The organism is Citrobacter sp. LST-B2, assembly GCF_057983045.1.
Genome location: NZ_CP192598.1, coordinates 3,492,304 through 3,516,688 on the forward strand (window position 1 = coordinate 3,492,304; position 24,385 = coordinate 3,516,688).

Here is a 24,385-nt window from a genome sequence, read left to right on the forward strand (position 1 = left end):
TGCCAGGTTTTTCGTAGACCGGATAAGCGCAGCGTCATCAGGCAATGATGTCGCGTTTTGCCGGATGGCGGCGCGAACGCCTTATCTGGCCTACGTCCTGGTATGCTTTTATTGTGCCGCCGCGTACAACTCGATAATGTTGCTCTGCGTGGCGGTGCGTGGGTTGCTGCGTATACAAATATCCTCCAGCGCGGCTTGCGCCCAGACGCTGTAGTGTTCTGGTTTTGCGCCGACATCAGCGAGCCGTTTGTTCAGGCCCACCTCCGCAATCAGTTCGCTGACGGCGGCGATAGCGTCGCGATCGTCTGCTTTCTTATTGGTCAAGGCGCGTCCGATATGGCTAAAGCGTTCGCGACACACCATACGGTTAAAGCCCATCACCGTTGGCAGCAGCATGGCGTTCGCCTGGCCGTGCGGAATGTGCAATGTGGCACCAGGCTGATGCGCCATCGCATGACACAGCCCCAGCCCGGCGCTGGAAAACGCCATTCCTGCCATGCAGGAGGCCAGCAGCATGCTCTCCCGTGCGGCGAGGTCGTGACCGTAGCCCACCGCTTTCGGCAGCGATTTGCCAATCATTGCAATTGCGCCAATCGCCAGGCTGTCGGTAAACGGCGAGGCATTCAGCGCGCTGTATGCCTCAACCGCGTGCGTCAGCGCATCAATCCCGGTCATTGCCGTCACATGAGGCGGTACGCCTTCAGTCAGCGCGGCATCAAGGATTGCCACGTCCGGCATCAGCGTCGCATGTGCCAGCACCTGCTTGCGTCCTGTCGCCGCGTCGATAATCACCGTTACGTTAGTGGTTTCCGATCCGGTTCCGGCGGTGGTGGGGACAGCAATCAACGGCAGTCGCGGGCGTAAGCTGCTGTATTCCGTCATCTGGGCCAGCGTCTGATGTGGATTCGTCACCAGCAGGGCGACAGCTTTTGCCGCATCCAGCACCGAACCGCCGCCAAAGGCAACAACGCCGTCGCATTTTGACTCGCGCAATTGGGCGACCGCTGCGCAGACGTCGGTGATGCACGGCTCACCCATCGGACACGGCCAGACCGTCATCGCCACGCCTTTCATCGCCAGACTGCGCTCTAACGACGCGGTCATCCCCGCCTGATGCAGGAAACTGTCGACCATCACGAACAGATGGCTTAAGCCTCGCGATTGCGCTTCCTGTCCGCAGGAACTGAGCGCCCCGAGCCCGCACAGCGTGACCGGCGGTACGCTGAACGTTTTCATGCGTTGCAGATTCAGGGTATCGAATGCCTGAAAGAGCGCCGTCTGCAATTCAGCTTGCATAGATTCCCTCCGCTTTCTCTCTCCCGCTGTTGGCGATCGCCAGCGGTGTCATAAACAGGCTATGCCGGGGCAGATGTACCTGGAGTTCAGGAAAGCGCTGGCGAAACAACGCCTCTACGCCCGGTTGCATACAAGAGCCGCCCGCCAGCCATAAATCGGCTATTTCTTGTCCTTCGATATGACGAGCAACGATCTCCGCCATTTTTTCGTAGACCGGTTTCACCACCGGCCAAATCTCCTGCGCGTTGCTGCGCTTGACCTGCTCGGCCTCTTCCAGTTCGATGCGCCGGTTTCCGGCCAGCGTCAGCGAAATGTGGTGGCCGCCCGTCGCTTCATCCGCCGAGTACGTCACTTTGCCCTGTTTGACGATGGCGATCCCGGTCGTGCCGCCACCGATATCCACGACACCGGCGTTATCCAGTTGCAGCAGATCGGCGACCGCGGTTGGTTCATCCAGCACATGGCTGACCTCCAGCCCGGCAGATTCCAGCACGTTGATGGAGATGCGCGGGTCGGTGCCCGGCGGGAACGACGTCGCCGCGTGGGTAAACCGGCTGCCGAGCTGTTGTTCGAGCGTATCGAGATGGCGGCGCACAATAGTGACCGCACCGAAGAAATCCCAGACGATGCCGTCGCGCACGACGTCAGCCCAGTCAAGACACACCGCGACCGGCTGTCCGTCACCGTCGACAACCATCGACACCACGTCGCAGGTGCCGAGATCAACACCCAGCCACAGCGCGGAATCGCTCGTCGCAGGCGCCTGATTACACAGGTCAGCGGCTTTTTGCAGTCTTGGCGTGAGCCAATTTTCTTCGTCGTGCGCCATCATTCATCCCTTATACAATTCGAAACGCATCCACCAATACACAGCGACGCAGACGCACAAACGTACGCGCGCTGGTCACCCCTTCCCCGGTTGGCGTGGTGATGGTCATGGTGGTCCAGCCTTCACCGCCCAGCCCCAGCCCGGCAATGCACGGTCCATTCTTGACAAAGATGCTGGTATCAATGGCGTTCGCCATCCGGTTCATGTTGTCGATGTTGCGTGAGTGCATCGCAGCGGTATGGTGGCAGCCGCCTTCCAGTTGCACCGCCAGCGCAATCGCCTCGTCGACATTTGCCACCCGCACCACCGGCAGAACCGGCATCATCAGTTCCGTGACGGCAAAAGGATGCGTGGCTGACGTTTCAACAAACAGCAGACGGGTTTGCGGCGGAACTTGCAGGCCAATGGCGGCGGCGATTTTTGCCGCGTCGCGTCCGACCCAGTCACGACTGACAGTGCCTTTGCCGCGTTCATCGATATTTTTCAGCAGCACCGGCTGGAGCTGTTCGGCCTGTGCGGCGCTCAGTTTCACTGCCTGCTGGCCTTCCATCAGGCGCATCAGCTCATCCGCCACGCTATCGACGACAATCAGTACCTTTTCATCCGCGCAAATGATGTTGTTATCGAAAGAAGCGCCTTTGACGATGGATTGTGCAGCCCGCGCCAGATCCGCCGTCTCATCGACGACCACCGGCGGATTACCGGCACCGGCGGCAATCAGACGTTTATTGGTGTGTTTGCGGGCAGCGTCGACCACCGCTTCGCCGCCGGTGACGACCAGCAGACCAATGCCTGGGTACTTAAACAACCGCTGCGCAGTTTCAATATCCGGGTTCGCTACGGTCACCAGCAGGTTTTCCGGGCCACCTGCCGCCACCACCGCCTGGTTAAGTAGTGTGATAGCGCGTTGTGAAACGCCTTTCGCCGCCGGATGAGGAGCGAACACGACGCTGTTACCCGCGGCAATCAGGCTGATGGCGTTATTAATCACTGTCGCCGCCGGGTTAGTAGATGGCGTCACTGAGGCGACGACGCCCCACGGCGCATTTTCGATCAGCGTCAGGCCGTTATCGCCGGTGAGTACCTGCGGCGATAAGCACTCCACGCCCGGTGTCCCGCGAGCCTGTGCCACATTTTTGGCAAATTTATCGTCGACGCGTCCCATGCCGGTCTCTGCGACGGCAAGTTCCGCTAATTCTTTGGCATGCTTTTCGCCCGCTTCACGGATGGCGTGAATGGCAAGCTGGCGCATCGCCACGCTCTTCAGCCCCTGCTGAGCGACTTTTGCTGCCGCCACCGCATCATCCAGGGAGGCAAAGACGCCCATTTCATGAACGGCGGTCGCAGGTTGACTGCTGTCTTTCATTTTCAGCAGTACCGCTTTCACCACCTGTTCAATATCCTGTTGATTCATGATGTTCAGTCCTATTTGTGGAATATCACCTGACCGCCAGCCACCACTTCATCGACGATACCAATCACGCACAGATCGACAGGGGACGCTTCGCTGCGATGCGCCTGGCGAGCAGAACTGCCGCTAACCAGCAGCACCCACTCCCCGGTTCCCGCCCCGATGCTGTCAATGGCGACGGCACACTGCCCGTCGGGATTTCCCTGGGCATCGATCATCTCCACCATCAGCAATTTATCGTGTGCCAGTCCTTGATGGCGTACGGTACAAACGATTTGTCCTGTGACGACTGCCAGTTTCATACCCGCCTCCGTGGGTTACGTTGTGCTGCGATCCTGTAGGCCGGATAAGCGCAGCGCCATCCGGCCCCCAGTCCTGCTTAGATGTTGCTGTCGCCTTTGAAGCTGATCGGGAAGACTTCTTCCAGATCGCCATGCGGACGCGGAATCACGTGAACGGAGACCAGTTCGCCGATACGCTGTGCCGCTGCGGCACCGGCATCTGTTGCTGCTTTGCAGGCCGCGACATCGCCACGAACCATCGCAGTCACCAGACCGCCGCCAATCTGTTTCACACCAACCAGCTTCACACGTGCGGCTTTTACCATCGCATCAGAGGCCTCAATCAGTGCAACCAGGCCCCGGGTTTCAATCATTCCTAAAGCTTCCATTGTGTTTTCCTCTCATGGGGTCCAGAACGGGACCATTTATACAACCAGGGTTTGTGAGTCACGTTCGCGTCTCACGTCAGTCTGGCGCGGCATGGCTGCCACCAACGCCAGTTCGATAATTTCCTGTACGCTACAGCCTCGCGAAAGGTCATGAAGCGGTGCGGCAAGCCCCTGAATCAGCGGCCCGACGGCACGATACCCTCCCAGACGCTGGGCGATTTTGTAACCAATATTGCCAGCCTCCAGTGACGGAAAAACCATCACGTTGGCGTTACCGCGCAAAGGGCTGGCGGGCGCTTTTTGCGCAGCGACCTCCGGCACAAAGGCGGCGTCAAACTGCAATTCGCCATCCACCAGTAGCGTGGGCGCACGTTCGCGAACAATCTCCGTTGCCTGCTGCACGTTCGCCACACAGGGATGACGGGCGCTACCCTGACTGGAGAATGACAGCATCGCCACACGCGGTTCTTCACCGGTGATGGCGCGCCAGGTGTCGGCGCTGGCGATCGCGATATCTGCCAGTTGCGCCGCCGTCGGCTGCGGCACCACGCTGCAGTCGGCAAACCCTAACGCGGGTCCGACATACTGCGGCAGCATCAGGAAAATGGACGACAGCGTTTTACATCCCGGCTGCAGGCCAATAATGCGTAAGCCCGCACGCAGCACGTTAGCTGTGGATGAAAGGTTGCCAGCGATACAGACATCCGCCTGGCCTGCGCTTACCATCGCCGCTGCAAACATCAGCGGGTCATTGAGTTTCTCAAGGGCATCCGGCGGCGTTTTCTCTCCAGACCGGGCGAGCCAGCGCTGGGCGAACGCTTCACGCATCGCCAGATTGCTGTATGGGTCGATAACCTGAATACCGTCCAGCGCCACCCGATGCGTAAGGGCAAACTGGCGCAGTGCAAACGGACTGGCCACCAGAATGGGGTGCGCCAGACCGTGCTGTTGCAGGTAGTGCGCTGCTTTCAGCACGCGTTCGTCTAACGCATCCGGAAAGACCACCCGGGCTGGCGCCTGCTGAGCCCGTTCACGGGCGCGTTCAATGATCATTGTTCACCTCCCAGTCGCTGTTGGATCTGGTTGACGGTGAGTGGGTGTTTGGTGACACACAGAATCATCATCACGTAGACCGCGCTGGAGAGACGGTTCAGCGCCTGCAAAATATCCGGGCGCAGGACGTCAAATCCGCGGGTGATAAAGACCTGGGCGGCGATCGTTTCCGTCTCGCGAATTTTGGTACGTAGCAGATTCAGCAGCGCGGACTCACGACCATGACGGGCTTCAGGTACCAGATGATCGTGCTCCAGATAACGCAACGGTTGATGGGAAAGACGATGCAGGTCATCCTCGTTCAGCCCAACGATGGACTGTGCCGCCAGGGGTTCATCCATCGCATCGGCGCGCATAATGTTGCCCAGCCGCGAACGAATATCCGCCAGCCAGGGCTGCCACGGCTCCGCCAGTTCGATTTGCAGCCACACCGCCAGCGCGATGGTGCTGTCCAGCGCGGCGCGAAAGCCCAGACGCGGATCGCTTTTGGCGACCATTTTGTCCGCCGTCAGGTGGGTCAAGGTGTCAGGCTTTTTCGCCACCGGCTGGCGACACAGTTCACAGCAGGCCTGGGGATGCGTATCGCTACTGGTTAACCCGTGCACCGGCTGCGGCTGCTGTTGCTCGTCGTCGACAAACAGACTGCCCTGCTCATCCAGAAACTTGATGCGCAGATGACGGCCTTCCAACAGTTCGCGGGCAGAGGGCGTCAGGCGAGCGTCAGCGGGGAGATGGATTTCCGCCCCTTCGCTGAGCGTATGGTTCGCTCTGAGCCATGCTTCGGTGATGAAATCTTTCATACCGATTGCCAGTTCGCAGGCCACGCAACGTACAGGAAGCGCACGGTCGTCGGCGTGCCAAATTCAATGCTCGAGCCTTTCGGGATGAACATGACGTCCCCGGCTTTAGCGATCATCGTTTCGCCTTCATGGCGCACATGCAGTTCACCGTCGAGCACCATGTCGATTTCGTCGTAGTTCAGCGTCCATGGGAAGAATGCGTTATCCCACTGCATGAACCCGGCGGCCATACTGCTGCCGTCCTGCTCGGTGACGAGATCGGTCAGGCCTACGCAGTGTGGCTGCGCGCCATCGAAGCGGCCAAACTTAACGCTGCTGCCGTCGATCACTTTGATACCGCCTTTGCCGGTCACCGAGGTAAATCCCGGTTGCATCCCGCCCTGTTCCAGCGACTGTTTTTCCTTCAGCACCTTGTCCATCAGCTGTGAAACCAGGCTTTCGGTAAACTGCCCTTCTGGTAGTTGCGCGATGATAGTTTCACGAATGCGCTGAGTTTCAGATTTGGCCTCGTCGACACTGCAGGCTGCCGTTGGCGCGGCTCCCTCGCGCTCCACAATCGTGATGCCCAGTAACTCCGCGACTTCACGGGCTTCCGGAGTGATGATGCTGGCGCGCAGCACCACCGACATCTCTTGTTCGCCTCGTGCGTGCGCCGCACGTATATCGTTAGCTGTGATAAGTTTTTTCACCTGCCCCTTCCTCCTTTTGGCTGAGCTCAGTCAGATAGTCCACCAGGTGCTGCACGCTTTGCGGGTCATGGCTGTTGAGCTCGAAAATCGGCCCCTGGAACCCAATTCCGCGCAGTAATTCCCGCGTTGCGGTTACGTCGGCATCCGGCATATCCGTTTTGCTGATCACGGCGATGTGTCGTTTACTGGCACCGATATCTAACAGCCCGGCAGGTAAGCGACTTTCTTTGTCATTGGCCGCATGGACATAAATCAACGTATCTACATCCTGCAGCGTGGTAATTAAGGCGTGATACCAGCGGGGATGACTAAAATATTCCCCCGGCGTATCGATATCGCCATTTTCATTAAATTCCACGGCCTGGGTTTTTCTGGCGAGGGAATAATTTCCCTGTAATGCATTAAAAAGCGTTGTTTTTCCCGCGCCGACAGTGCCAACAAACGCAATACGTTTCATGAGCACCTCAAAATTAGCTTTTCGTCAGGTCGCAGAGCGTGAAATGTAATAACCGACCCAGCCCGCTGACCGTTTGCAATAAGGCCTCTTCTACCGCGCCAACGGAGCCGTAGATCACCAGCGCGCCGCTGAACCTATCGAGAAAACCGATGTGTACGTCAGCCGCCTTCATCGCCAGATCGCCAGCAATCATGGCGGTTTCACCCGGCGTCAGGGTCATAATGCCAATGGCACCTGCTTCGGGAACGCCGATCTTTTTCGCCAGTTCTTCACCTGGATGCGCAATGAGATGCGCCAGCGTGACCTGTTTGCCCGGCACAAATTCCTGAATGATGCGTTCTTTATCCATTGCTCACCGCCTGTGTTAAGACTGGGCTTATCGTGGCAATTTTTTGTCAGGGTAAATAACAAAATTCGGCAAGGTGATTTAAAAGGTGAAGTGGATCACTAATACGCGGAAAATAAAAAGGCGCGGGAAAAACCCGCGCCGGAATTAATTAAAGTAAAATTACAGCGGCTGTGTTTGTGCCTCAACCACCGCCAGCGCGACCATATTAACAATTCGACGAACAGAGGCGATCGGCGTTAATACATGAACGGGTTTCGAGACCCCCATCAGTACCGGCCCAACAGTGACCCCTTCCGAACTGGAAACACGCAGCAGGTTGTAACTAATACGCGCCGCTTCCATATTCGGCATCACCAGAATATTGGCCGAGCCTTTCAGCGGGCTGTCCGGCATCCGGTCATTACGAATGCTTTCCACCAGCGCGGCATCACCATGCATTTCGCCGTCAATCATCAGGTCAGGCGCACGTGCTTTGATAATCTCCAGCGCGGCGCGCATTTTGCCGGCAGACGGACAGTTGGACGAACCAAAGTTAGAATGCGACAGCAGCGCCACTTTCGGTTCGATACCAAAGCGACGCACGGTTTCCGCCGCCATCACGGCGATTTCCGCCAGCTCTTCCGGCTCAGGATCGTCATTGACGTAGGTATCGGCAATAAAGGTGTTGCCACTCGGCAGCAGTAACGCGTTCATCGCCCCGGCGGTATGGACGCCTTCACGGTAGCCAAACACCGCTTTCACCACGCTGAAGTGTTCATGGTAATCACCGATAGTGCCGCAGATCATCGCATCCGCTTCACCGCGCTGTACCATGATCGCCCCAATCACCGTGGTGTTGGCGATCACCGCACGCTGCGCCTGCTCCTGGGTAATGCCTCGACGCTTCATAATCTGGTAGTACTCGCTCCAGTACTCTTTAAAGCGCGGATCGGATTCATTGTTGACGATCTCAAAATCGACGCCTGCTTTGATCTGCAGCCCCAGTTTTTGAATGCGCATTTCGATTACGCCCGGACGGCCGATCAGGATCGGCTTCGCCAGACCCAGCGTGATCAGTTCTTGCGTTGCGTGCAGCACACGCGCCTCTTCCCCTTCCGGCAACACGACACGCTTCGGTGCTTTGCGTGCCTGCGAGAAAATCGGCTTCATGAACAGGTTAGTTTTGTAGACAAATTCCGTCAGCTTGTCGACATAAGCGTCAAAGTCGGCAATGGGACGCATTGCCACGCCGGAATCCATTGCTGCTTTGGCAACCGCTGGTGCGATTTTAACAATCAGACGCGGGTCGAACGGTTTTGGAATGATGTATTCCGGGCCGAAGCTCAGATCCTGGTCGCCATAGGCCGAGGCCACGACTTCGCTTTGCTCGGCATGCGCCAGTTCGGCAATGGCATGGACCGCAGCCAGCTTCATCTCTTCGTTGATTGCCGTCGCGCCAACGTCCAGTGCGCCACGGAAAATGAACGGGAAGCACAGGACGTTGTTGACCTGGTTCGGGTAGTCGGAACGGCCGGTACAGATGATGGCGTCCGGACGCACCTCTTTTGCCAACGGCGGCAGAATTTCCGGTTCCGGGTTAGCCAGCGCCAGAATCATCGGCGCGCGGGCCATTTTCTTGACCATCTCCTGGGTCAGCACTTTCGGGCCTGAACACCCAAGGAAAATATCCGCGCCGTCAATAACGTCATCCAGCGTCCGTTTGCCGTCATCATCTACCGCGTAGGCCGCTTTGGTTTCAGCCATATTCGGCTCGCGACCTTTGTAGATAACGCCCTTGGAGTCGCAGACCACAATGTTGTGCTTCTGCATTCCCAGCGCCACCAGCAGGTTCATACAAGCGATCGCCGCCGCGCCCGCGCCGGATACCACCATCCGCACGTCGGAGATATTTTTCTCTACCACCCGCAGGCCGTTAAGAATGGCGGCGGTACTGATGATCGCGGTGCCGTGCTGATCGTCATGGAACACCGGAATATTCATGCGTTCGCGCAGTTTCTGTTCGATGTAGAAACACTCCGGCGCTTTGATGTCTTCCAGGTTGATCCCGCCGAACGTCGGTTCCAGCGCGGCAACGACGTTAATAAATTTGTCCGGATCGAGCTCATCGACTTCGATATCGAACACATCAATACCGGCGAATTTCTTAAACAGAACGCCTTTGCCTTCCATGACCGGTTTACCGGCCAGCGCACCGATATTGCCTAAGCCCAGCACCGCCGTCCCGTTAGAGATAACGGCAACCAGGTTGCCACGCGCGGTGTATTTATACGCAGCCAGCGGGTCTTTTTCGATTTCAAGACAAGGTGCCGCGACGCCCGGCGAGTAGGCCAGCGCCAGATCGCGCTGCGTGGCAAGGGGCTTGGTCGGAGAAACCTGGATTTTACCAGGTACCGGGAATTCGTGGAAATCAAGGGCGCTTTGCTTTAACTGGTCATCCATCTTGTTGTTCCTTTCACGTATCGTTCAAAAAAGTCACGCGCAGCCAGGTGCGTCGCACATTATCACCGCACTGCGGGACGCAAACTTTGAAGGTCCCCAAACTATCACGACTTAAATAAAGATTTCGTAATCAACTCATAACAACCATGTTACCTGCTTAAGCCAGCAATACCATGCCTGTCTGCTATGCTTTTTTGTGGTGCACATCATGAATTTCTCAGAAGTGTGATTTTAAGCACTCACCTAACACGTTACTTTTCAAGGAGTATTTCCTATGAACCAGTTAGACGGCATCAAACAATTCACCACTGTCGTGGCCGACAGCGGCGATATTGAGTCTATTCGTCATTACCAACCCCAGGATGCCACCACCAACCCTTCCCTGCTGCTGAAAGCCGCTGGCCTGGCGCACTACGCGCATCTGATTGACGATGCGATCCGCTGGGGAAAGCAGCGGGGTAAAACCCAGGAACAGCAGGTTGCCGAAGCCTGCGACAAACTGGCGGTCAATTTTGGTGCGGAAATTCTTAAAAGCATTCCGGGACGCGTGTCGACCGAAGTGGATGCCCGCCTCTCCTTCGATCAACAAAAGAGTATCGACAAGGCCCGCCACCTGGTGGATTTGTACCAGCAGCAGGGGATCGATAAATCCCGCATACTGATCAAACTGGCCTCCACATGGGAAGGCATTCGCGCGGCAGAAGCGTTAGAGAAAGAGGGAATTAACTGCAACCTGACGCTGCTGTTTTCCTTTGCTCAGGCCCGCGCCTGCGCTGAAGCGGGCGTCTTTTTGATCTCTCCGTTTGTCGGGCGCATCTATGACTGGTATCAGGCGCGCAGCCCGATGGACCCGTACGTTGTCGAGCAAGATCCCGGCGTGAAGTCGGTGCGCAATATCTACGATTACTTCAAACAGCATCGTTATGACACCATCGTCATGGGCGCCAGTTTTCGCCGCACTGAGCAGATCCTCGCGCTGGCCGGCTGCGATCGCCTGACGATTGCCCCCAATCTCCTGAAAGAATTACAGGAAAAAGAAGAACCGGTCGTGCGCAAGCTGGTGCCGTCTTCGCAAACCTTCCATCGTCCCGCCCCCATGAGCGAAGCTGAATTCCGCTGGGAGCATAACCAGGATGCGATGGCGGTAGAGAAACTCTCTGACGGTATCCGTCTGTTCGCCGTTGACCAACGCAAACTGGAAGACCTGCTTGCGGCCAAACTCTAAACCTTGCCACGGAGTGTTCTATGTCCCGTAAAGACCTTGCCAATGCCATTCGTGCGCTCAGTATGGACGCTGTTCAGAAAGCCAATTCCGGTCACCCCGGCGCGCCGATGGGAATGGCGGATATCGCCGAAGTGCTGTGGAACGATTTTCTTAAGCACAACCCGACCGATCCAACCTGGTACGATCGCGATCGTTTTATTCTTTCGAACGGTCACGCTTCTATGCTGCTCTATAGCCTGCTGCATCTGTCAGGCTATGACCTGCCGCTTGAAGAGTTGAAAAACTTCCGCCAGTTGCATTCCAGAACGCCAGGCCACCCGGAAATCGGCTATACGCCAGGCGTGGAAACCACCACCGGGCCGCTGGGCCAGGGGCTGGCGAACGCCGTCGGTTTAGCCATTGCCGAACGCACGCTGGCGGCACAGTTTAACCAGCCGGACCACGAGATTGTCGATCACTTCACGTATGTGTTTATGGGTGACGGCTGCCTGATGGAAGGCATTTCGCATGAGGTCTGTTCGCTGGCGGGAACGCTGGGGCTGGGCAAGCTGATCGGTTTTTACGATCACAACGGTATCTCCATTGATGGTGAAACCGACGGCTGGTTTACCGATGATACCGCCAAACGCTTTGAGGCCTACCACTGGCATGTCGTCCACGAGATTGATGGCCACGACCCGGAAGCGGTGAAGAGAGCGATTCAGGAAGCGCAGAGCGTGAAGGACAAACCGTCGCTGATTATCTGCCGCACGGTGATCGGCTTTGGCTCACCGAACAAAGCAGGGAAAGAGGAATCCCACGGCGCGGCGCTGGGCGAAGAAGAAGTGGCGCTGACCCGCCAAAAACTCGGCTGGCACCATCCGGCATTTGAGATCCCGAAAGAGATTTATCGCGCCTGGGACGCCCGCGAAAAAGGCGAGAAAGCGCAACAGCACTGGAACGAAAAATTCGCCGCTTACCAGAAAGCGCACCCGCAACTGGCCGCAGAGTTCACGCGCCGCATGACCGGCGGTCTGCCAGAGTCCTGGGAAAAAACCACACAGAAATACATCAACGAGTTACAGGCGACCCCCGCCAAAATCGCCACCCGCAAGGCATCGCAAAATACTCTCAACGTCTACGGCCCACTTCTGCCGGAGCTGTTAGGCGGTTCGGCGGATCTGGCGCCGAGCAACCTGACGATCTGGAAAGGTTCCACCTCACTGAAAGAGGATCTGGCGGGCAATTACATTCACTATGGCGTGCGTGAATTTGGTATGACCGCCATCGCCAACGGCATCGCCCATCACGGCGGATTCGTGCCCTATACCGCCACCTTCCTGATGTTCGTTGAATATGCGCGTAATGCCGCGCGCATGGCGGCACTGATGAAAGCGCGACAAATCATGGTGTATACCCATGACTCCATCGGTCTGGGGGAAGATGGTCCGACCCACCAGGCTGTGGAACAACTGGCCAGCCTGCGTCTGACGCCCAATTTCAGCACCTGGCGTCCGTGCGATCAGGTTGAAGCTGCAGTGGGCTGGAAGCTGGCGGTCGAGCGCCATGATGGTCCCACGGCGCTGATCCTGTCACGACAGAACCTGGCACAGGTTGAACGCACGCCGGAGCAGGTGAAAGCGATCGCCCGCGGTGGCTACGTGCTGAAAGACAGCGGCGGCAAACCGGATATCATTCTGATTGCCACCGGGTCAGAAATGGAGATTACCCTGCAGGCCGCGGAGAAACTGACCGGCGAAGGGCGTAACGTCCGCGTGGTATCGCTGCCCTCAACGGATATTTTCGATGCCCAGGACGAGGCATACCGCGAGTCGGTGCTGCCATCGAACGTCAGCGCGCGCGTCGCGGTCGAAGCCGGTATTGCCGATTACTGGTACAAATATGTGGGCTTAAAAGGGGCGATTGTCGGGATGACCGGCTACGGTGAATCCGCGCCAGCAGAGAAGCTGTTCCCTTACTTCGGCTTTACGGTGGAGAACATTGTGGAAAAAGCACACAAGGTTTTGAACGCCTGATGTCTGCAACGCCGGATGACGACTGCGTCGTCATCCGATAAAAAATCAACGCGTGATCCACAGCGTGGGCCAGGCATCTGGCCCATGCCAGCCATCACAGCTCGGCTCTTCGGCATAACGCACCAGACGAAAACGCTGACCGTCAAAACGCCAGCGAGTCTGGATGCCGCAGTCCGTTAATCCCCGCCCTTTTGCCAGGGTAACCAGTTCACGCGACTTCTCATCAAACACGGCGTTCATTAACTCCATGTCATTACTTTCCGCGCCGCTGTTAAACGGTAAACGTAGGCGTACGGCGTGTGAGGCCAGTGGTTTTTTCCGCGACACGATCCACGCCAGATCGATGGTGTTGTACGCTCCGGCTTCGCAGGCGATCATCAACAGGGCTTTGTCATCGGTAAGGGCGGTCACCCGCACCTCACGGCGTGAAGGATCGAGTGAACACTTAATGCCGTTTATTCGCCAGTTGCCGTAATCAAGAAGGTCGTTGCGTTCGTCGAGGGAGAGCGGTGTGGGTGTTGGGTTAACGACGGCTACGCCTTTCAGCGCCGGTGCCGGTGGCACGCTCAGTGGAGGATCGTCCCCTTTTTCAATCCACGCCGTTTCGCTGCCCACCCGCTTCTGCTGCGCGTCGATGAACAACAGCGCCGCTTTCAGCCCGGCCAGCGAAATGGTTTGATTGCCCTTTTGCAGGGTAATCGCCTTCCCGTCCTGAATCGTCAGCAGAAATTCAGCGATAGTCGCCGGGTCGTCTGTCATCAGGTGCCACGGCGTCATTCTCCAGTGATCTGGGCTCAGCGCCAACGGTTTGCCATCCAGCAACAGGCGTGGCGCGATATCCGCTTCGTTGGTGGGCGCGGTCAGTCCGCCAAGATCGAGGCGCAAGACGGCATCGGTATGCGCCCCGGCACTGCGGCTCAGCGTCATCACCAGCCCGCCATGTTCACCGGTGTTACGCGCGACGCAAAAATTCTGGTTATTACACGTTACCTGCCAGTCAGAAAAGGCCTGTTGCGCGGGCGCGGCCCACAGCAAGCGGGCCGGAATCAGGCCGAGCAGGAAAAGGAAAATAACGCGATAGCGCATGGACGGTAATAACCCCAGAAGTCAAACGAACAACACAGGTCGTATCTTCGTTGTGCTGTTGACCATGCTCAATCGGATTTGTCGGATAGATTCAATCATTCGTAAAGAAATATAAACCTTATTTATCAGTCCATTAAATGGGAGGATTGTAAATAGTTGAGCAATAACACGGTCTTACCGTCTCGTATTTCACCGGTTTTAATCATCTCCAGTGCCTGAGTAAACGGTAATTCCAGCACGTCGATGTCTTCGTCTTCCACACCACCCCCCGCGTTAGCACGCTGGCTTTCGCTGTATTCGGCGATAAAAAAGTGAATCAGCTCCGTCACACCGCCGGGAGACATGTACAGCTCAAAGAGCTTGCGCACCTCACCTACTTCATAGCCTGTCTCTTCAATGGCCTCTTTGCGAATGCAGGCTTCCGGCTCGTCGTTGTCCAGTAATCCGGCGCAGGTTTCAATCAACTGCCCGCTTTCGTTACCGTTCACCCACGTCGCTACGCGGAACTGACGAATCAGCACCACCGTCTTTTTCTCTGCGTTATACAGCAGGATCGTTGCCCCATTGCCGCGATCGTACACTTCACGTTTGTGGCGGATGACATCGCCGTTCGAGCGGGTCAGATCGTAGGTAATATTGCGCAGGATGAAATAGTTATCAGAAAGGACTTTGTCTTTAACGAGGGTGATTTTTTGCGACATATCGACTCCACAGCGTAAGAAGAGAAATTATACTACGCCGTGAAGCCGGATTTGTCTGTGTAAGATAAGGCTGATTTATGCCAGACAGAGGTGAATTGTAGACCTGATAAGCGCAGCGCTATCAAGCCGGATGTCGGCTACGCCTTATCCGGCCTACGGGATAATCGAACGTTTACCGCCCCAGCCAGTCGATGATCCCCTGCGCCGCATGGCGCCCTTCCGCCATCGCGGTGACCACCAGATCGGCGCCGCGAACAGCATCGCCGCCGGCAAAAATTTTCGGGTTAGTGGTCTGGTAACGGTATGCACTCTCCACGTTTGCCGCGATGCGACCCCAGCTGTCCACTTGCACTCCATGGCTCTCCAGCCACGGCATCCCGTGCGGATGGAAACCAAACGCCATGATCACGGCATCTGCCGGCATCACAAATTCACTGCCAGCAATTGGCACCGGACGGCGGCGTCCCTGGGCATCCGGCTCACCCAATTGCGTACGCAGAAAACGAATGCCGCAAACGCGCCCGTCCGCGCTCAGTTCCAGATCGACCGGCTGGACGTTGAACTCGAACTTCGCCCCTTCCTCACGCGCGTTTTTCACCTCTTTCTTCGAACCCGGCATGTTGGCTTCGTCACGGCGATAGGCGCAGGTGACCTGGCTTGCGCCATGACGCAGCGCGGTACGGACACAGTCCATCGCCGTGTCGCCACCGCCCAACACCACCACGTTAAGTCCGGCGGTGTTGATGTACGGCTCTTCAGGACATTCGTCCAGTCCCATCACCTGTTTAGTATTGGCGATCAGGAATGGCAGCGCGTCATAGACGCCCGGAGCCTCTTCGTTAGGCAGGTCGGCCTTCATCGAACGATAGGTTCCCACGCCGACAAATACGGCATCGTAATCCTCGAGCAGCGCCTCCATTTTCACATCCCTGCCCACTTCGCAGTTCAGCTCAAAATGGATCCCCATCGCGCTAAAAATTTCCCGACGACGCGCCAGCAGTGATTTATCCAGTTTGAAGGCCGGGATGCCAAAGGTCAGCAGTCCGCCGATTTCAGGGTGACGATCAAAAACCGTGGCGCTGACGCCGTGACGCGCCAGCACGTCGGCACAGGCAAGCCCTGCCGGACCGGCGCCAATAATCGCCACACGCTTATCGACCTTCTGGACATGACTCAGATCCGGCCGCCAGCCGTTACCCAGCGCACGGTCAGAAATGTAGCGTTCAATGTTGCCGATCGTCACCGCGCCGTGCTCGTCGCGCACCGTACAGGCGCCCTCGCACAGTCGGTCTTGTGGACAAACGCGCCCGGTGATTTCCGGCAGACAATTCGTCTGGTGAGACAACTCCACTGCCGCATCAATATTTCCGGCTTTCACCAGTTCAATCCACTGAGGGATGTGGTTATGTAGCGGGCAGGTCCATTCGCAAATGCTGTGTTCACCACACTTCAGGCAGCGTGAGGCCTCCCGCTCCGCCTGAGCCGTGCGAAACGGCAGATAGATTTCATCAAAGCTGACTTTTCGCGCGTCGATAGCCAGTTTATCCGGCTCACCGCGCGCCGGCGTCGCGTGCATTTGCTCAATTTTGCTCATTGCGGGGAAAGCGGTCGCTGTGGCATCGGCATGCCACGGCTGATTCTCCTGCCGGGCAGTACGTAAACGTCGCGCTTTCGCCAGCCGGGTTAACGACCCTTCCGTCACCAGTTGCAGTGCGTCCGCAGGACAGTTCTCCACGCAGGCCGGCCCCTTTTCCCGCCCCTGACAGAGGTCGCATTTATGTGCTGTGGCTTTGACCTGATCGTTGGCGACGGGGGTCAGGACGATTTGCATGGTGCCAAACGGACAAGCCACCACGCAGGATTTACAGCCGATACACTTTTGCTGATTGACCTGCACGCTGTCGTTGACGTGGCTTATCGCTCCATTCGGACAACTGCGGGCGCAGGGCGCATCTTCGCAATGGTGGCAGGTCACTGCACTTCGCTGATGCTGATGCCTGATAACCGTGATCCGGGGCTGGTAGTGACGTTGGCTAAGGACATGTTGCTCTTCATTGTGGGCCAAAACGCAAGCGACTTCACAGGCATGGCATCCCAGGCACTGTTGGCTGTTGGCCATAATAAAACGGTTCATGGCGACCTTCTTTTTTGGTTGTAAAAACCTTATTCTTTATATAAGTGTTGTTATTAACCGACTGACCACACGTCGGCAATGTTCATTTGCCCAGGAAGCACAACTATTTCTACAGAACCTGTGGCAGATCAATTTATTTCAGCCAGAGTGAAATTACGTTTCAGATCTGCGAGAGATTTTTACCGTAAGCACTTTTAAAGGAAATTACGCGTGTGATCGTCAAACGCCCCGTCTCGGCCAGCCTGGCCCGGGCCTTTTTTTACATTGTCCTGCTCTCGATTCTCTCAACCGGCGTGGCGTTACTGACGCTGGCCAGCAGCCTGCGGGATGCCGAAGCCATTAACGTGGCGGGTTCATTACGTATGCAGAGCTATCGTCTGGGGTACGATCTGCAAAGCCACAGCCCGCAATTAAACGCCCATCGTCTGCTCTTTCAACAGGCCCTCAACTCATCGGCGTTAAGCAATCTGAATGCCTGGTATGTGCCTCAGGCGGTGAAAGGTCGCTACGCGCAACTGCATGCCAACTGGCTGGAGATGAATGCCCGCCTGATTGATGGGGATCTACAGTGGTATCAGAACAACATTAACGCCTACGTCGATAAGATCGATCTCTTCGTGCTGGCCTTGCAGCACTATGCCGAGCGCAAAGTGATGCTGGTGGTGGGGATCTCGCTGGCGGGCGGTATCGGGATTTTTACCCTCGTCTTTTTCACCCTGCGCCGTATTCGTCATCAGGTTGTGCGCCCGCTGAACCAACTGGTAATGGCCAGCCAGCGCATCGAACACGGTCAGTTTGATTCGCCGCCGCTGGATACGCACCTTCCCAACGAACTGGGGCTACTGGCGAAGACCTTTAATCAGATGTCGAGCGAGTTGCATAAGCTGTACCGCTCGCTGGAAGCGAAGGTCGAAGAAAAGACCCACGATCTCCATGAAGCCAAGCGACGTCTGGAAGTGCTGTACCAGTGTTCTCAGGCGCTAAATACCAGTCAGATTGATGTGCACTGCTTCCGCCATATTTTGCAGATTGTCCGTGATAATGAAGCGGCACTATTTCTGGAGCTTACCGTCGGCGAAAACTGGCGTATCAGTGAAGGTGAAAAACAGGCCGACCTGCCGATGCAAATCCTGCCGGTGACCATGCAGGAGACGGTCTACGGCGAGCTGCACTGGCAAAGTCAGCATGTCGCCAGCGCGATCCCGCTGTTAAACAGCGTATCGACAATGCTGGGGCGCGGCCTGTACTTCAACCATGCGCAGAAACACTTCCAGCAACTGTTGCTGATGGAAGAACGCGCCACTATTGCCCGTGAACTGCATGACTCTCTGGCGCAGGTGCTCTCGTATCTGCGCATTCAGTTGACGCTGCTCAAACGCGCCATTCCTGAGGATAACGCCCCGGCGCAGGCCATTATGGATGACTTCTCGCGGGCGCTGAACGACGCCTATCGTCAGTTGCGTGAACTGCTGACCACCTTCCGCCTGACCCTGCAACAGGCTGATTTACCTTCCGCACTGCATGAAATGCTCGAAGCGCTACAAGGGCAAACTGCCGCTAAACTCACTCTGGACTGCCGGTTGCCGACGCTGGCGCTCGATGCGCAGATGCAGGTCCATCTGTTACAGATTATCCGGGAAGCGGTGCTCAACGCGATGAAGCACGCCAGTGCCAGTGAGATTGCCGTCAGCTGTGTGACAGCGCCGGATGGCAATCACACGGTGTATATTCGCGATAACGGCGTGGGCATTGGCGAACCTAAAGAACCGGCGGGGCATTACGGCCTGAACATTATGCGCGAGCGCGCGGAACGTCTTGGCGGCACGTTAAGTTTTTCGCAGCCTTCCGGCGGTGGGACGTTAGTGAGCATTAGCTTTCGCTCGACAGAATCAGAAGAGGATGCGAGTCATCTGGCATAAAATCGCACTAAACCGGACGTGAGCATGTGGGAAGCTGACAAACACTGTAATCAGGCATGATAATTTACATTATCTCCTTTTTTTCTCCACGTTTGGCTCGTACCTTCCCGATACAGTGAAGCAAGTCATACCTATAAAGATATGTAGAATAATGAGGTCCTCTTTCTGATGGCGAATTTCTTTATCGATCGCCCCATATTTGCCTGGGTGCTGGCTATTCTGTTGTGTCTGACAGGTACCCTGGCGATTTTCTCTTTGCCGGTGGAGCAATATCCTGATCTGGCGCCGCCAAACGTGCGCATCACGGCAAACTATCCCGGCGCTTCCGCCCAAACGCTGGAAAACACCGTCACCCAGGTCATTGAGCAGAACATGACCGGCCTCGATAATCTGATGTACATGTCATCGCAAAGCAGCGGCACCGGGCAAGCGTCAGTTACACTGAGCTTCGTGGCGGGCACCGATCCGGATGAAGCCGTACAACAGGTCCAGAACCAGTTACAGTCGGCGATGCGTAAACTGCCGCAGGCGGTACAGAACCAGGGTGTCACGGTCCGTAAGACCGGGGATACCAACATCCTGACGATTGCTTTTGTCTCCACCGACGGGTCGATGGATAAGCAGGATATCGCGGACTACGTCGCCAGTAATATTCAGGATCCGCTCAGCCGGGTGAGCGGCGTCGGCGACATCGATGCCTACGGCTCGCAATATTCCATGCGCATCTGGCTGGATCCGGCAAAGCTCAACAGCTTCCAGATGACGGCGAAAGATGTCACCGACGCCATTGAGTCGCAGAACGCGCAGATCGCCGTCGGACAGCTTGGCGGAACCCCTTCCATTGATACCCAGGCGCTGAATGCCACCATTAACGCCCAGTCGCTGCTGCAAACGCCGGAACAGTTTCGCGCCATTACGCTACGTGTCAATCAGGATGGCTCAGAAGTAACCCTGGGCGATGTCGCCACCGTCGAAATGGGGGCTGAGAAGTATGACTATCTCAGCCGCTTCAATGGCAATGCGGCATCCGGTCTTGGAGTGAAACTGGCGTCGGGGGCCAACGAAATGGCCACCGCGACCCAGGTCATTAAGCGTCTGGATGAACTGGCGCAATACTTCCCACATGGTCTTGAGTACAAGGTGGCCTATGAAACCACCTCCTTCGTTAAAGCCTCGATTGAAGACGTGGTGAAAACACTGCTGGAAGCCATCGCGCTGGTGTTCCTCGTGATGTACCTGTTCCTGCAAAATTTCCGCGCCACGCTGATCCCCACCATTGCCGTACCGGTGGTGCTGATGGGGACGTTTTCGGTGCTCTATGCCTTCGGCTACAGCATCAATACCCTGACGATGTTTGCGATGGTACTGGCAATCGGCCTGCTGGTGGATGACGCCATCGTGGTTGTGGAAAACGTCGAGCGTATTATGAGTGAGGAAGGCCTCACGCCGCGCGAGGCGACGCGAAAATCGATGGGACAAATTCAGGGTGCGCTGGTCGGTATCGCGATGGTGCTGTCAGCCGTCTTCGTACCGATGGCCTTTTTTGGCGGAACCACCGGGGCAATCTACCGTCAGTTCTCCATTACCATTGTGGCGGCGATGGTGCTTTCCGTTCTGGTGGCGATGATCCTTACCCCTGCCCTGTGCGCCACTTTGCTTAAACCACTGCATAAAGGCGAGCATCACGGGCAAACCGGTTTCTTCGGCTGGTTTAACCGTACCTTCAACCGTAACGCCGAACGCTACGAAAAAGGCGTTGCCAAAATTCTGCATCGCAGCCTGCGCTGGCTCCTGATTTATGTGCTGCTGCTTGGCGCGATGGTGGTTCTGTTCCTGCGTCTGCCGACCTCGTTCCTGCCGCTGGAAGATCGCGGCATGTTTATCACCTCGGTTCAGTTGCCAAGCGGCTCAACGCAGCAACAAACCTTAAAAGTGGTACAGGAAGTCGAGAAATATTATTTCACCCAGGAAAAGGATACCGTCCAGTCCGTCTTTGCGACGGTCGGTTCCGGCCCAGGGGGCAACGGTCAGAACGTGGCGCGTATGTTTGTACGCCTGAAAGACTGGAGCGAACGCGACCCGACGACTGGCACCTCGTTTGCCATTATCGAACGTGCGACGAAGGCGTTTAACAAAATCAAAGAGGCGCGCGTGTTCGCCAGCAGTCCGCCTGCCATCAGCGGTCTCGGCAGTTCCGCAGGTTTTGATATGGAACTACAAGATCACGCCGGCGCCGGTCATGACGCCTTAATGGCCGCGCGTGACCAACTGCTTCGCCTGGCGTCGCAGGATAGCGCCCTGACTCGTGTACGACACAACGGTCTGGACGACAGTCCTCAGTTGCAAATTGATGTCGACCAACGCAAAGCGCAGGCGCTGGGTGTATCCATTGACGACATCAACGATACGTTGCAGACCGCATGGGGATCGAGCTACGTCAACGACTTTATGGACCGTGGCCGCGTCAAGAAGGTCTACGTCCAGGCGGCAGCGAAATACCGTATGCTGCCAGACGACATCAACCTGTGGTACGTGCGCAATAACAGCGGCGGTATGGTGCCTTTCTCCGCCTTCGCCACCTCTCGCTGGGAGACGGGTTCTCCACGTCTGGAGCGCTACAACGGCTATTCCGCCGTCGAAATTGTCGGTGAAGCCGCACCAGGAGTGAGTACCGGGACAGCGATGGATGTGATGGAGTCGCTGGTGCGTCAGTTGCCGACCGGATTTGGACTGGAATGGACCGCCATGTCTTACCAGGAGCGACTCTCCGGAGCGCAGGCTCCGGCCCTGTATGCCATTTCACTGTTGGTGGTATTCCTGTGCCTGGCTGCGCTGTATGAAAGCTGGTCAGTACCGTTCTCAGTGATGCTGGTGGTGCCGTTGGGGGTCATCGGCGCGCTGCTTGCGACCTGGATGCGTGGCCTGGAAAACGATGTCTATTTCCAGGTCGGGCTGTTGACGGTCATTGGGCTTTCGGCGAAAAACGCCATTTTGATCGTTGAATTTGCCAATGAGATGAATGAGAAAGGACACGATCTGCTGGATGCGACGCTACATGCATGTCGACAGCGCTTACGTCCGATCCTGATGACCTCACTGGCGTTTATCTTTGGCGTACTGCCGATGACGATCAGCAGCGGCGCAGGCTCCGGCGGTCAACACGCCGTCGGGACGGGCGTCATGGGCGGGATGATCTCGGCAACGGTGCTGGCAATCTACTTCGTGCCGCTGTTTTTCGTGCTGGTGCGTCGCCGCTTCCCACTGAAGCCGCGTCCGGAATAACAGACAAAAAAGGCGACCTGCCAACGGGTCGCCCTTTCTGTGTGATGAATCTCACACGGTATGTTCTGTTATTTGGTCATCCTTCCAGAAATTTATTTGCGAAGCATAACTTCGATAAAATCTTTCCAGTTCCCCAGTTCGCGTTCAATCATAACAACCTCTGCTTCTTATTATGGGTATTCTACAAAAACATTCTCATCTGGTGAAGACAAATTAACCGATTGCTGTGATTACATCCTCCGGGGTGTGGTTGATGTGATTACTATGGCGCGGTCACCATAAATTTTATGTGACTTACTGCAATAATTCGCAACAATCATACCTTATCTGGTACTTCTTCAATTTCGATTAAAAACAAGTGACTGCGTCGGAGAAAATTCCGAATTTTGATTAAGAAGAAAATTCCAACAAATTCAGGAATTATTATTCACATTACTTCAACAATGTTATATTTACCGATCACGATTAAATGACAAGATGTATTATCGGACGTAACGATATTGATGATTATATAATCAGTTTACGTTAATAAGGATGCACATGATTACCCTCTACGGTATTAAAAATTGCGACACCATTAAAAAGGCCCGCCGCTGGTTGGAAGCGCGCGGCATTGACTACCGTTTTCATGATTACCGTGTCGATGGTCTGGACAGCACACTTCTCACTTCATTTATCAATGAATTAGGGTGGGAACCGCTTCTCAACACCCGTGGGACGACGTGGCGAAAACTGGATGAAACCACACGCAGTCACATCACGGATGCCGCGTCCGCCGCCGCATTAATGACTGAAATGCCGGCAATCATCAAACGCCCATTGCTCTGTGCGCCCGGGAAGCCTATGCTGCTGGGTTTTAGTGAATCCAGTTATCAGCAGTTTTTTGACGAGGTGTAGTCTATGTCGTGCCCGGTTATTGAGCTGACACAACAGCTTATTCGCCGCCCTTCCCTGAGCCCGGATGATGCCGGATGTCAGGCGTTGATGATTGAACGCCTGCGCGCGATCGGTTTTACCGTTGAGCGCATGGATTTTGCGGATACACAGAATTTTTGGGCATGGCGCGGACAAGGTGAGACGCTGGCGTTTGCCGGTCACACCGACGTCGTGCCGGCGGGCGATGCCGATCGCTGGATCAACCCACCTTTCGAGCCAACCATCCGCGACGGGATGTTGTTCGGCCGCGGCGCGGCGGATATGAAAGGTTCGCTGGCGGCCATGGTGGTGGCGGCAGAGCGTTTTGTCGCTCAGCACCCGAACCACAAAGGGCGCCTGGCGTTCCTGATCACCTCCGATGAAGAGGCCAGCGCGAAAAACGGCACCGTTAAGGTGGTTGAGGCGCTGATGGCGCGAAATGAGCGCCTGGATTACTGTCTGGTTGGCGAACCCTCAAGTACCGAAGTCGTGGGTGACGTGGTGAAAAACGGCCGTCGCGGATCGCTCACCTGTAACCTGACTATCCACGGTGTGCAGGGTCACGTCGCCTATCCACACCTGGCGGATAACCCGGTACATCGCGCCGCGCCGATGCTCAATGAACTGGTGAATATTGAGTGGGATCAGGGCAATGAGTTTTTCCCGGCCACCAGCATGCAGATTGCCAACGTCCAGGCGGGTACCGGTAGCAATAACGTCATCCCCGGTGAACTGTTTGTGCAGTTCAACTTCCGTTTCAGTACCGAACTGACTGACGAGATGATCAAAGCGCGGGTGCACGCGCTGCTCGAGAAACATCAGTTGCGCTATACCGTTGACTGGTGGCTCTCTGGCCAGCCGTTCCTGACCGATCGCGGGAAACTGGTGGATGCAGTCGTGAACGCCATCGAGCACTATAATGAAATTAAACCGCAGTTACTGACCACGGGCGGTACGTCCGATGGACGGTTTATCGCTCGTATGGGGGCGCAGGTCGTAGAGCTCGGTCCGGTGAATGCCACGATTCATAAAATTAATGAATGTGTGAACGCCGCCGACCTGCAACTGCTTGCCCGTATGTATCAACGTATAATGGAACAACTCGTCGCCTGACG

Annotated in this window: 21 protein-coding genes; 6 read left to right on the forward strand and 15 right to left on the reverse strand. The window is 56.2% G+C overall.

Annotated elements, in window-relative coordinates; translation table 11 throughout:
* Positions 1-108: 108 nt before the first annotated feature.
* From eutG to maeB, 11 genes are all read right to left on the reverse strand, one after another.
* Positions 109-1,296 (reverse strand): ethanolamine utilization ethanol dehydrogenase EutG, encoded by a 1,188-nt coding sequence (gene eutG, locus ACQ0PY_RS16920; protein WP_042999885.1) that lies wholly within the window; start codon positions 1,294-1,296, stop codon positions 109-111.
* Positions 1,286-2,125 carry an ethanolamine utilization protein EutJ gene (gene eutJ / locus ACQ0PY_RS16925; protein WP_042999884.1) on the reverse strand — a complete coding sequence of 280 codons (840 nt, stop codon included), beginning with the start codon at positions 2,123-2,125 and terminating at the stop codon, positions 1,286-1,288. Before eutJ ends, eutG begins: the two co-directional genes overlap by 11 nt.
* A gap of 10 nt (positions 2,126-2,135) precedes the next feature.
* A complete protein-coding gene (locus ACQ0PY_RS16930) occupies positions 2,136-3,539 on the reverse strand; it encodes an aldehyde dehydrogenase family protein (protein ID WP_042999883.1) in 1,404 nt (467 codons plus the stop codon).
* A gap of 11 nt (positions 3,540-3,550) precedes the next feature.
* On the reverse strand, positions 3,551-3,838 hold the full coding sequence (gene eutN, locus ACQ0PY_RS16935) for an ethanolamine utilization microcompartment protein EutN (RefSeq protein WP_042317652.1): 288 nt from the start codon (positions 3,836-3,838) through the stop codon (positions 3,551-3,553).
* 77 nt (positions 3,839-3,915) lie between these two features.
* Positions 3,916-4,206 (reverse strand): ethanolamine utilization microcompartment protein EutM, encoded by a 291-nt coding sequence (gene eutM, locus ACQ0PY_RS16940; RefSeq protein WP_000387720.1) that lies wholly within the window; start codon positions 4,204-4,206, stop codon positions 3,916-3,918.
* Positions 4,207-4,242: 36 nt separating this feature from the next.
* Complete coding sequence (pta, locus tag ACQ0PY_RS16945) at positions 4,243-5,259, reverse strand: phosphate acetyltransferase (RefSeq protein WP_042999882.1); 1,017 nt, start codon at positions 5,257-5,259, stop codon at positions 4,243-4,245.
* Positions 5,256-6,059: an ethanolamine utilization cob(I)yrinic acid a,c-diamide adenosyltransferase EutT gene (eutT, locus tag ACQ0PY_RS16950; protein WP_054176578.1), complete on the reverse strand. Its 804-nt coding sequence runs from the start codon at positions 6,057-6,059 to the stop codon at positions 5,256-5,258. The genes pta and eutT overlap by 4 nt, the downstream gene beginning before the upstream one ends.
* Positions 6,056-6,748: an ethanolamine utilization acetate kinase EutQ gene (gene eutQ / locus ACQ0PY_RS16955; protein ID WP_109740460.1), complete on the reverse strand. Its 693-nt coding sequence runs from the start codon at positions 6,746-6,748 to the stop codon at positions 6,056-6,058. Before eutQ ends, eutT begins: the two co-directional genes overlap by 4 nt.
* Positions 6,726-7,205, reverse strand: a complete 480-nt coding sequence (gene eutP / locus ACQ0PY_RS16960; protein ID WP_061069792.1) for an ethanolamine utilization acetate kinase EutP — start codon at positions 7,203-7,205, stop codon at positions 6,726-6,728. Before eutP ends, eutQ begins: the two co-directional genes overlap by 23 nt.
* Positions 7,206-7,218: 13 nt before the next feature.
* Positions 7,219-7,554: an ethanolamine utilization microcompartment protein EutS gene (gene eutS, locus ACQ0PY_RS16965; RefSeq protein WP_042999878.1), complete on the reverse strand. Its 336-nt coding sequence runs from the start codon at positions 7,552-7,554 to the stop codon at positions 7,219-7,221.
* A gap of 159 nt (positions 7,555-7,713) precedes the next feature.
* A complete protein-coding gene (gene maeB, locus ACQ0PY_RS16970) occupies positions 7,714-9,993 on the reverse strand; it encodes an NADP-dependent oxaloacetate-decarboxylating malate dehydrogenase (RefSeq protein ID WP_044264854.1) in 2,280 nt (759 codons plus the stop codon).
* Positions 9,994-10,267: 274 nt separating this feature from the next.
* Here maeB and tal point away from each other — a divergent pair, with 274 nt between their 5' ends.
* Both tal and tkt read left to right on the forward strand, forming a co-directional pair.
* Positions 10,268-11,218: a transaldolase gene (gene tal, locus ACQ0PY_RS16975; RefSeq protein WP_044256900.1), complete on the forward strand. Its 951-nt coding sequence runs from the start codon at positions 10,268-10,270 to the stop codon at positions 11,216-11,218.
* Between the two features lie 20 nt (positions 11,219-11,238).
* Positions 11,239-13,233 (forward strand): transketolase, encoded by a 1,995-nt coding sequence (tkt, locus tag ACQ0PY_RS16980; RefSeq protein WP_090050519.1) that lies wholly within the window; start codon positions 11,239-11,241, stop codon positions 13,231-13,233.
* Positions 13,234-13,278: 45 nt separating this feature from the next.
* Here the strand turns inward: tkt and ACQ0PY_RS16985 are convergent, their stop codons facing one another.
* The 3 genes from ACQ0PY_RS16985 to aegA form a co-directional block, all read right to left on the reverse strand.
* Positions 13,279-14,319, reverse strand: coding sequence for a DUF1176 domain-containing protein (locus ACQ0PY_RS16985; RefSeq protein ID WP_042999873.1), 1,041 nt, complete (start codon positions 14,317-14,319; stop codon positions 13,279-13,281).
* 125 nt (positions 14,320-14,444) lie between these two features.
* Positions 14,445-15,020: a GDP-mannose pyrophosphatase NudK gene (gene nudK / locus ACQ0PY_RS16990; RefSeq protein WP_044256903.1), complete on the reverse strand. Its 576-nt coding sequence runs from the start codon at positions 15,018-15,020 to the stop codon at positions 14,445-14,447.
* 172 nt (positions 15,021-15,192) lie between these two features.
* Positions 15,193-17,154: a formate-dependent uric acid utilization protein AegA gene (aegA, locus tag ACQ0PY_RS16995; RefSeq protein WP_042999871.1), complete on the reverse strand. Its 1,962-nt coding sequence runs from the start codon at positions 17,152-17,154 to the stop codon at positions 15,193-15,195.
* 212 nt (positions 17,155-17,366) lie between these two features.
* On the opposite strand from aegA, the gene narQ reads away from it, so the two are divergent.
* Both narQ and acrD read left to right on the forward strand, forming a co-directional pair.
* Positions 17,367-19,073 carry a nitrate/nitrite two-component system sensor histidine kinase NarQ gene (gene narQ, locus ACQ0PY_RS17000; protein WP_044256907.1) on the forward strand — a complete coding sequence of 569 codons (1,707 nt, stop codon included), beginning with the start codon at positions 17,367-17,369 and terminating at the stop codon, positions 19,071-19,073.
* 168 nt (positions 19,074-19,241) lie between these two features.
* Positions 19,242-22,355 carry a multidrug efflux RND transporter permease AcrD gene (acrD, locus tag ACQ0PY_RS17005; RefSeq protein WP_054176573.1) on the forward strand — a complete coding sequence of 1,038 codons (3,114 nt, stop codon included), beginning with the start codon at positions 19,242-19,244 and terminating at the stop codon, positions 22,353-22,355.
* A gap of 92 nt (positions 22,356-22,447) precedes the next feature.
* Here the strand turns inward: acrD and ypfM are convergent, their stop codons facing one another.
* The gene (gene ypfM / locus ACQ0PY_RS17010; protein WP_001386977.1) at positions 22,448-22,507 is read right to left on the reverse strand and encodes a protein YpfM; all 60 of its coding nucleotides are present in this window, start codon (positions 22,505-22,507) and stop codon (positions 22,448-22,450) included.
* Positions 22,508-22,895: 388 nt separating this feature from the next.
* Between ypfM and ACQ0PY_RS17015 the strand changes: the two genes are divergently transcribed.
* On the forward strand, positions 22,896-23,252 hold the full coding sequence (locus ACQ0PY_RS17015; RefSeq protein ID WP_042999868.1) for an ArsC family reductase: 357 nt from the start codon (positions 22,896-22,898) through the stop codon (positions 23,250-23,252).
* 3 nt (positions 23,253-23,255) lie between these two features.
* On the forward strand, positions 23,256-24,383 hold the full coding sequence (gene dapE / locus ACQ0PY_RS17020) for a succinyl-diaminopimelate desuccinylase (RefSeq protein ID WP_042999867.1): 1,128 nt from the start codon (positions 23,256-23,258) through the stop codon (positions 24,381-24,383).
* Positions 24,384-24,385 lie beyond the last annotated feature (2 nt).

Coding starts and splice junctions, on each gene's coding strand:
- eutJ (WP_042999884.1), bottom strand. CDS start 2,125: ATGGCGCACGACGAAGAAAATTGGCTCACGCCAAGACTGCAAAAAGCC.
- tal (WP_044256900.1), top strand. CDS start 10,268: ATGAACCAGTTAGACGGCATCAAACAATTCACCACTGTCGTGGCCGAC.
- ACQ0PY_RS16930 (WP_042999883.1), bottom strand. CDS start 3,539: ATGAATCAACAGGATATTGAACAGGTGGTGAAAGCGGTACTGCTGAAA.
- nudK (WP_044256903.1), bottom strand. CDS start 15,020: ATGTCGCAAAAAATCACCCTCGTTAAAGACAAAGTCCTTTCTGATAAC.
- tkt (WP_090050519.1), top strand. CDS start 11,239: ATGTCCCGTAAAGACCTTGCCAATGCCATTCGTGCGCTCAGTATGGAC.
- ACQ0PY_RS16985 (WP_042999873.1), bottom strand. CDS start 14,319: ATGCGCTATCGCGTTATTTTCCTTTTCCTGCTCGGCCTGATTCCGGCC.
- eutS (WP_042999878.1), bottom strand. CDS start 7,554: ATGGATAAAGAACGCATCATTCAGGAATTTGTGCCGGGCAAACAGGTC.
- pta (WP_042999882.1), bottom strand. CDS start 5,259: ATGATCATTGAACGCGCCCGTGAACGGGCTCAGCAGGCGCCAGCCCGG.
- eutN (WP_042317652.1), bottom strand. CDS start 3,838: ATGAAACTGGCAGTCGTCACAGGACAAATCGTTTGTACCGTACGCCAT.
- maeB (WP_044264854.1), bottom strand. CDS start 9,993: ATGGATGACCAGTTAAAGCAAAGCGCCCTTGATTTCCACGAATTCCCG.
- eutT (WP_054176578.1), bottom strand. CDS start 6,059: ATGAAAGATTTCATCACCGAAGCATGGCTCAGAGCGAACCATACGCTC.
- dapE (WP_042999867.1), top strand. CDS start 23,256: ATGTCGTGCCCGGTTATTGAGCTGACACAACAGCTTATTCGCCGCCCT.
- aegA (WP_042999871.1), bottom strand. CDS start 17,154: ATGAACCGTTTTATTATGGCCAACAGCCAACAGTGCCTGGGATGCCAT.
- acrD (WP_054176573.1), top strand. CDS start 19,242: ATGGCGAATTTCTTTATCGATCGCCCCATATTTGCCTGGGTGCTGGCT.
- eutM (WP_000387720.1), bottom strand. CDS start 4,206: ATGGAAGCTTTAGGAATGATTGAAACCCGGGGCCTGGTTGCACTGATT.
- ACQ0PY_RS17015 (WP_042999868.1), top strand. CDS start 22,896: ATGATTACCCTCTACGGTATTAAAAATTGCGACACCATTAAAAAGGCC.
- eutG (WP_042999885.1), bottom strand. CDS start 1,296: ATGCAAGCTGAATTGCAGACGGCGCTCTTTCAGGCATTCGATACCCTG.
- eutP (WP_061069792.1), bottom strand. CDS start 7,205: ATGAAACGTATTGCGTTTGTTGGCACTGTCGGCGCGGGAAAAACAACG.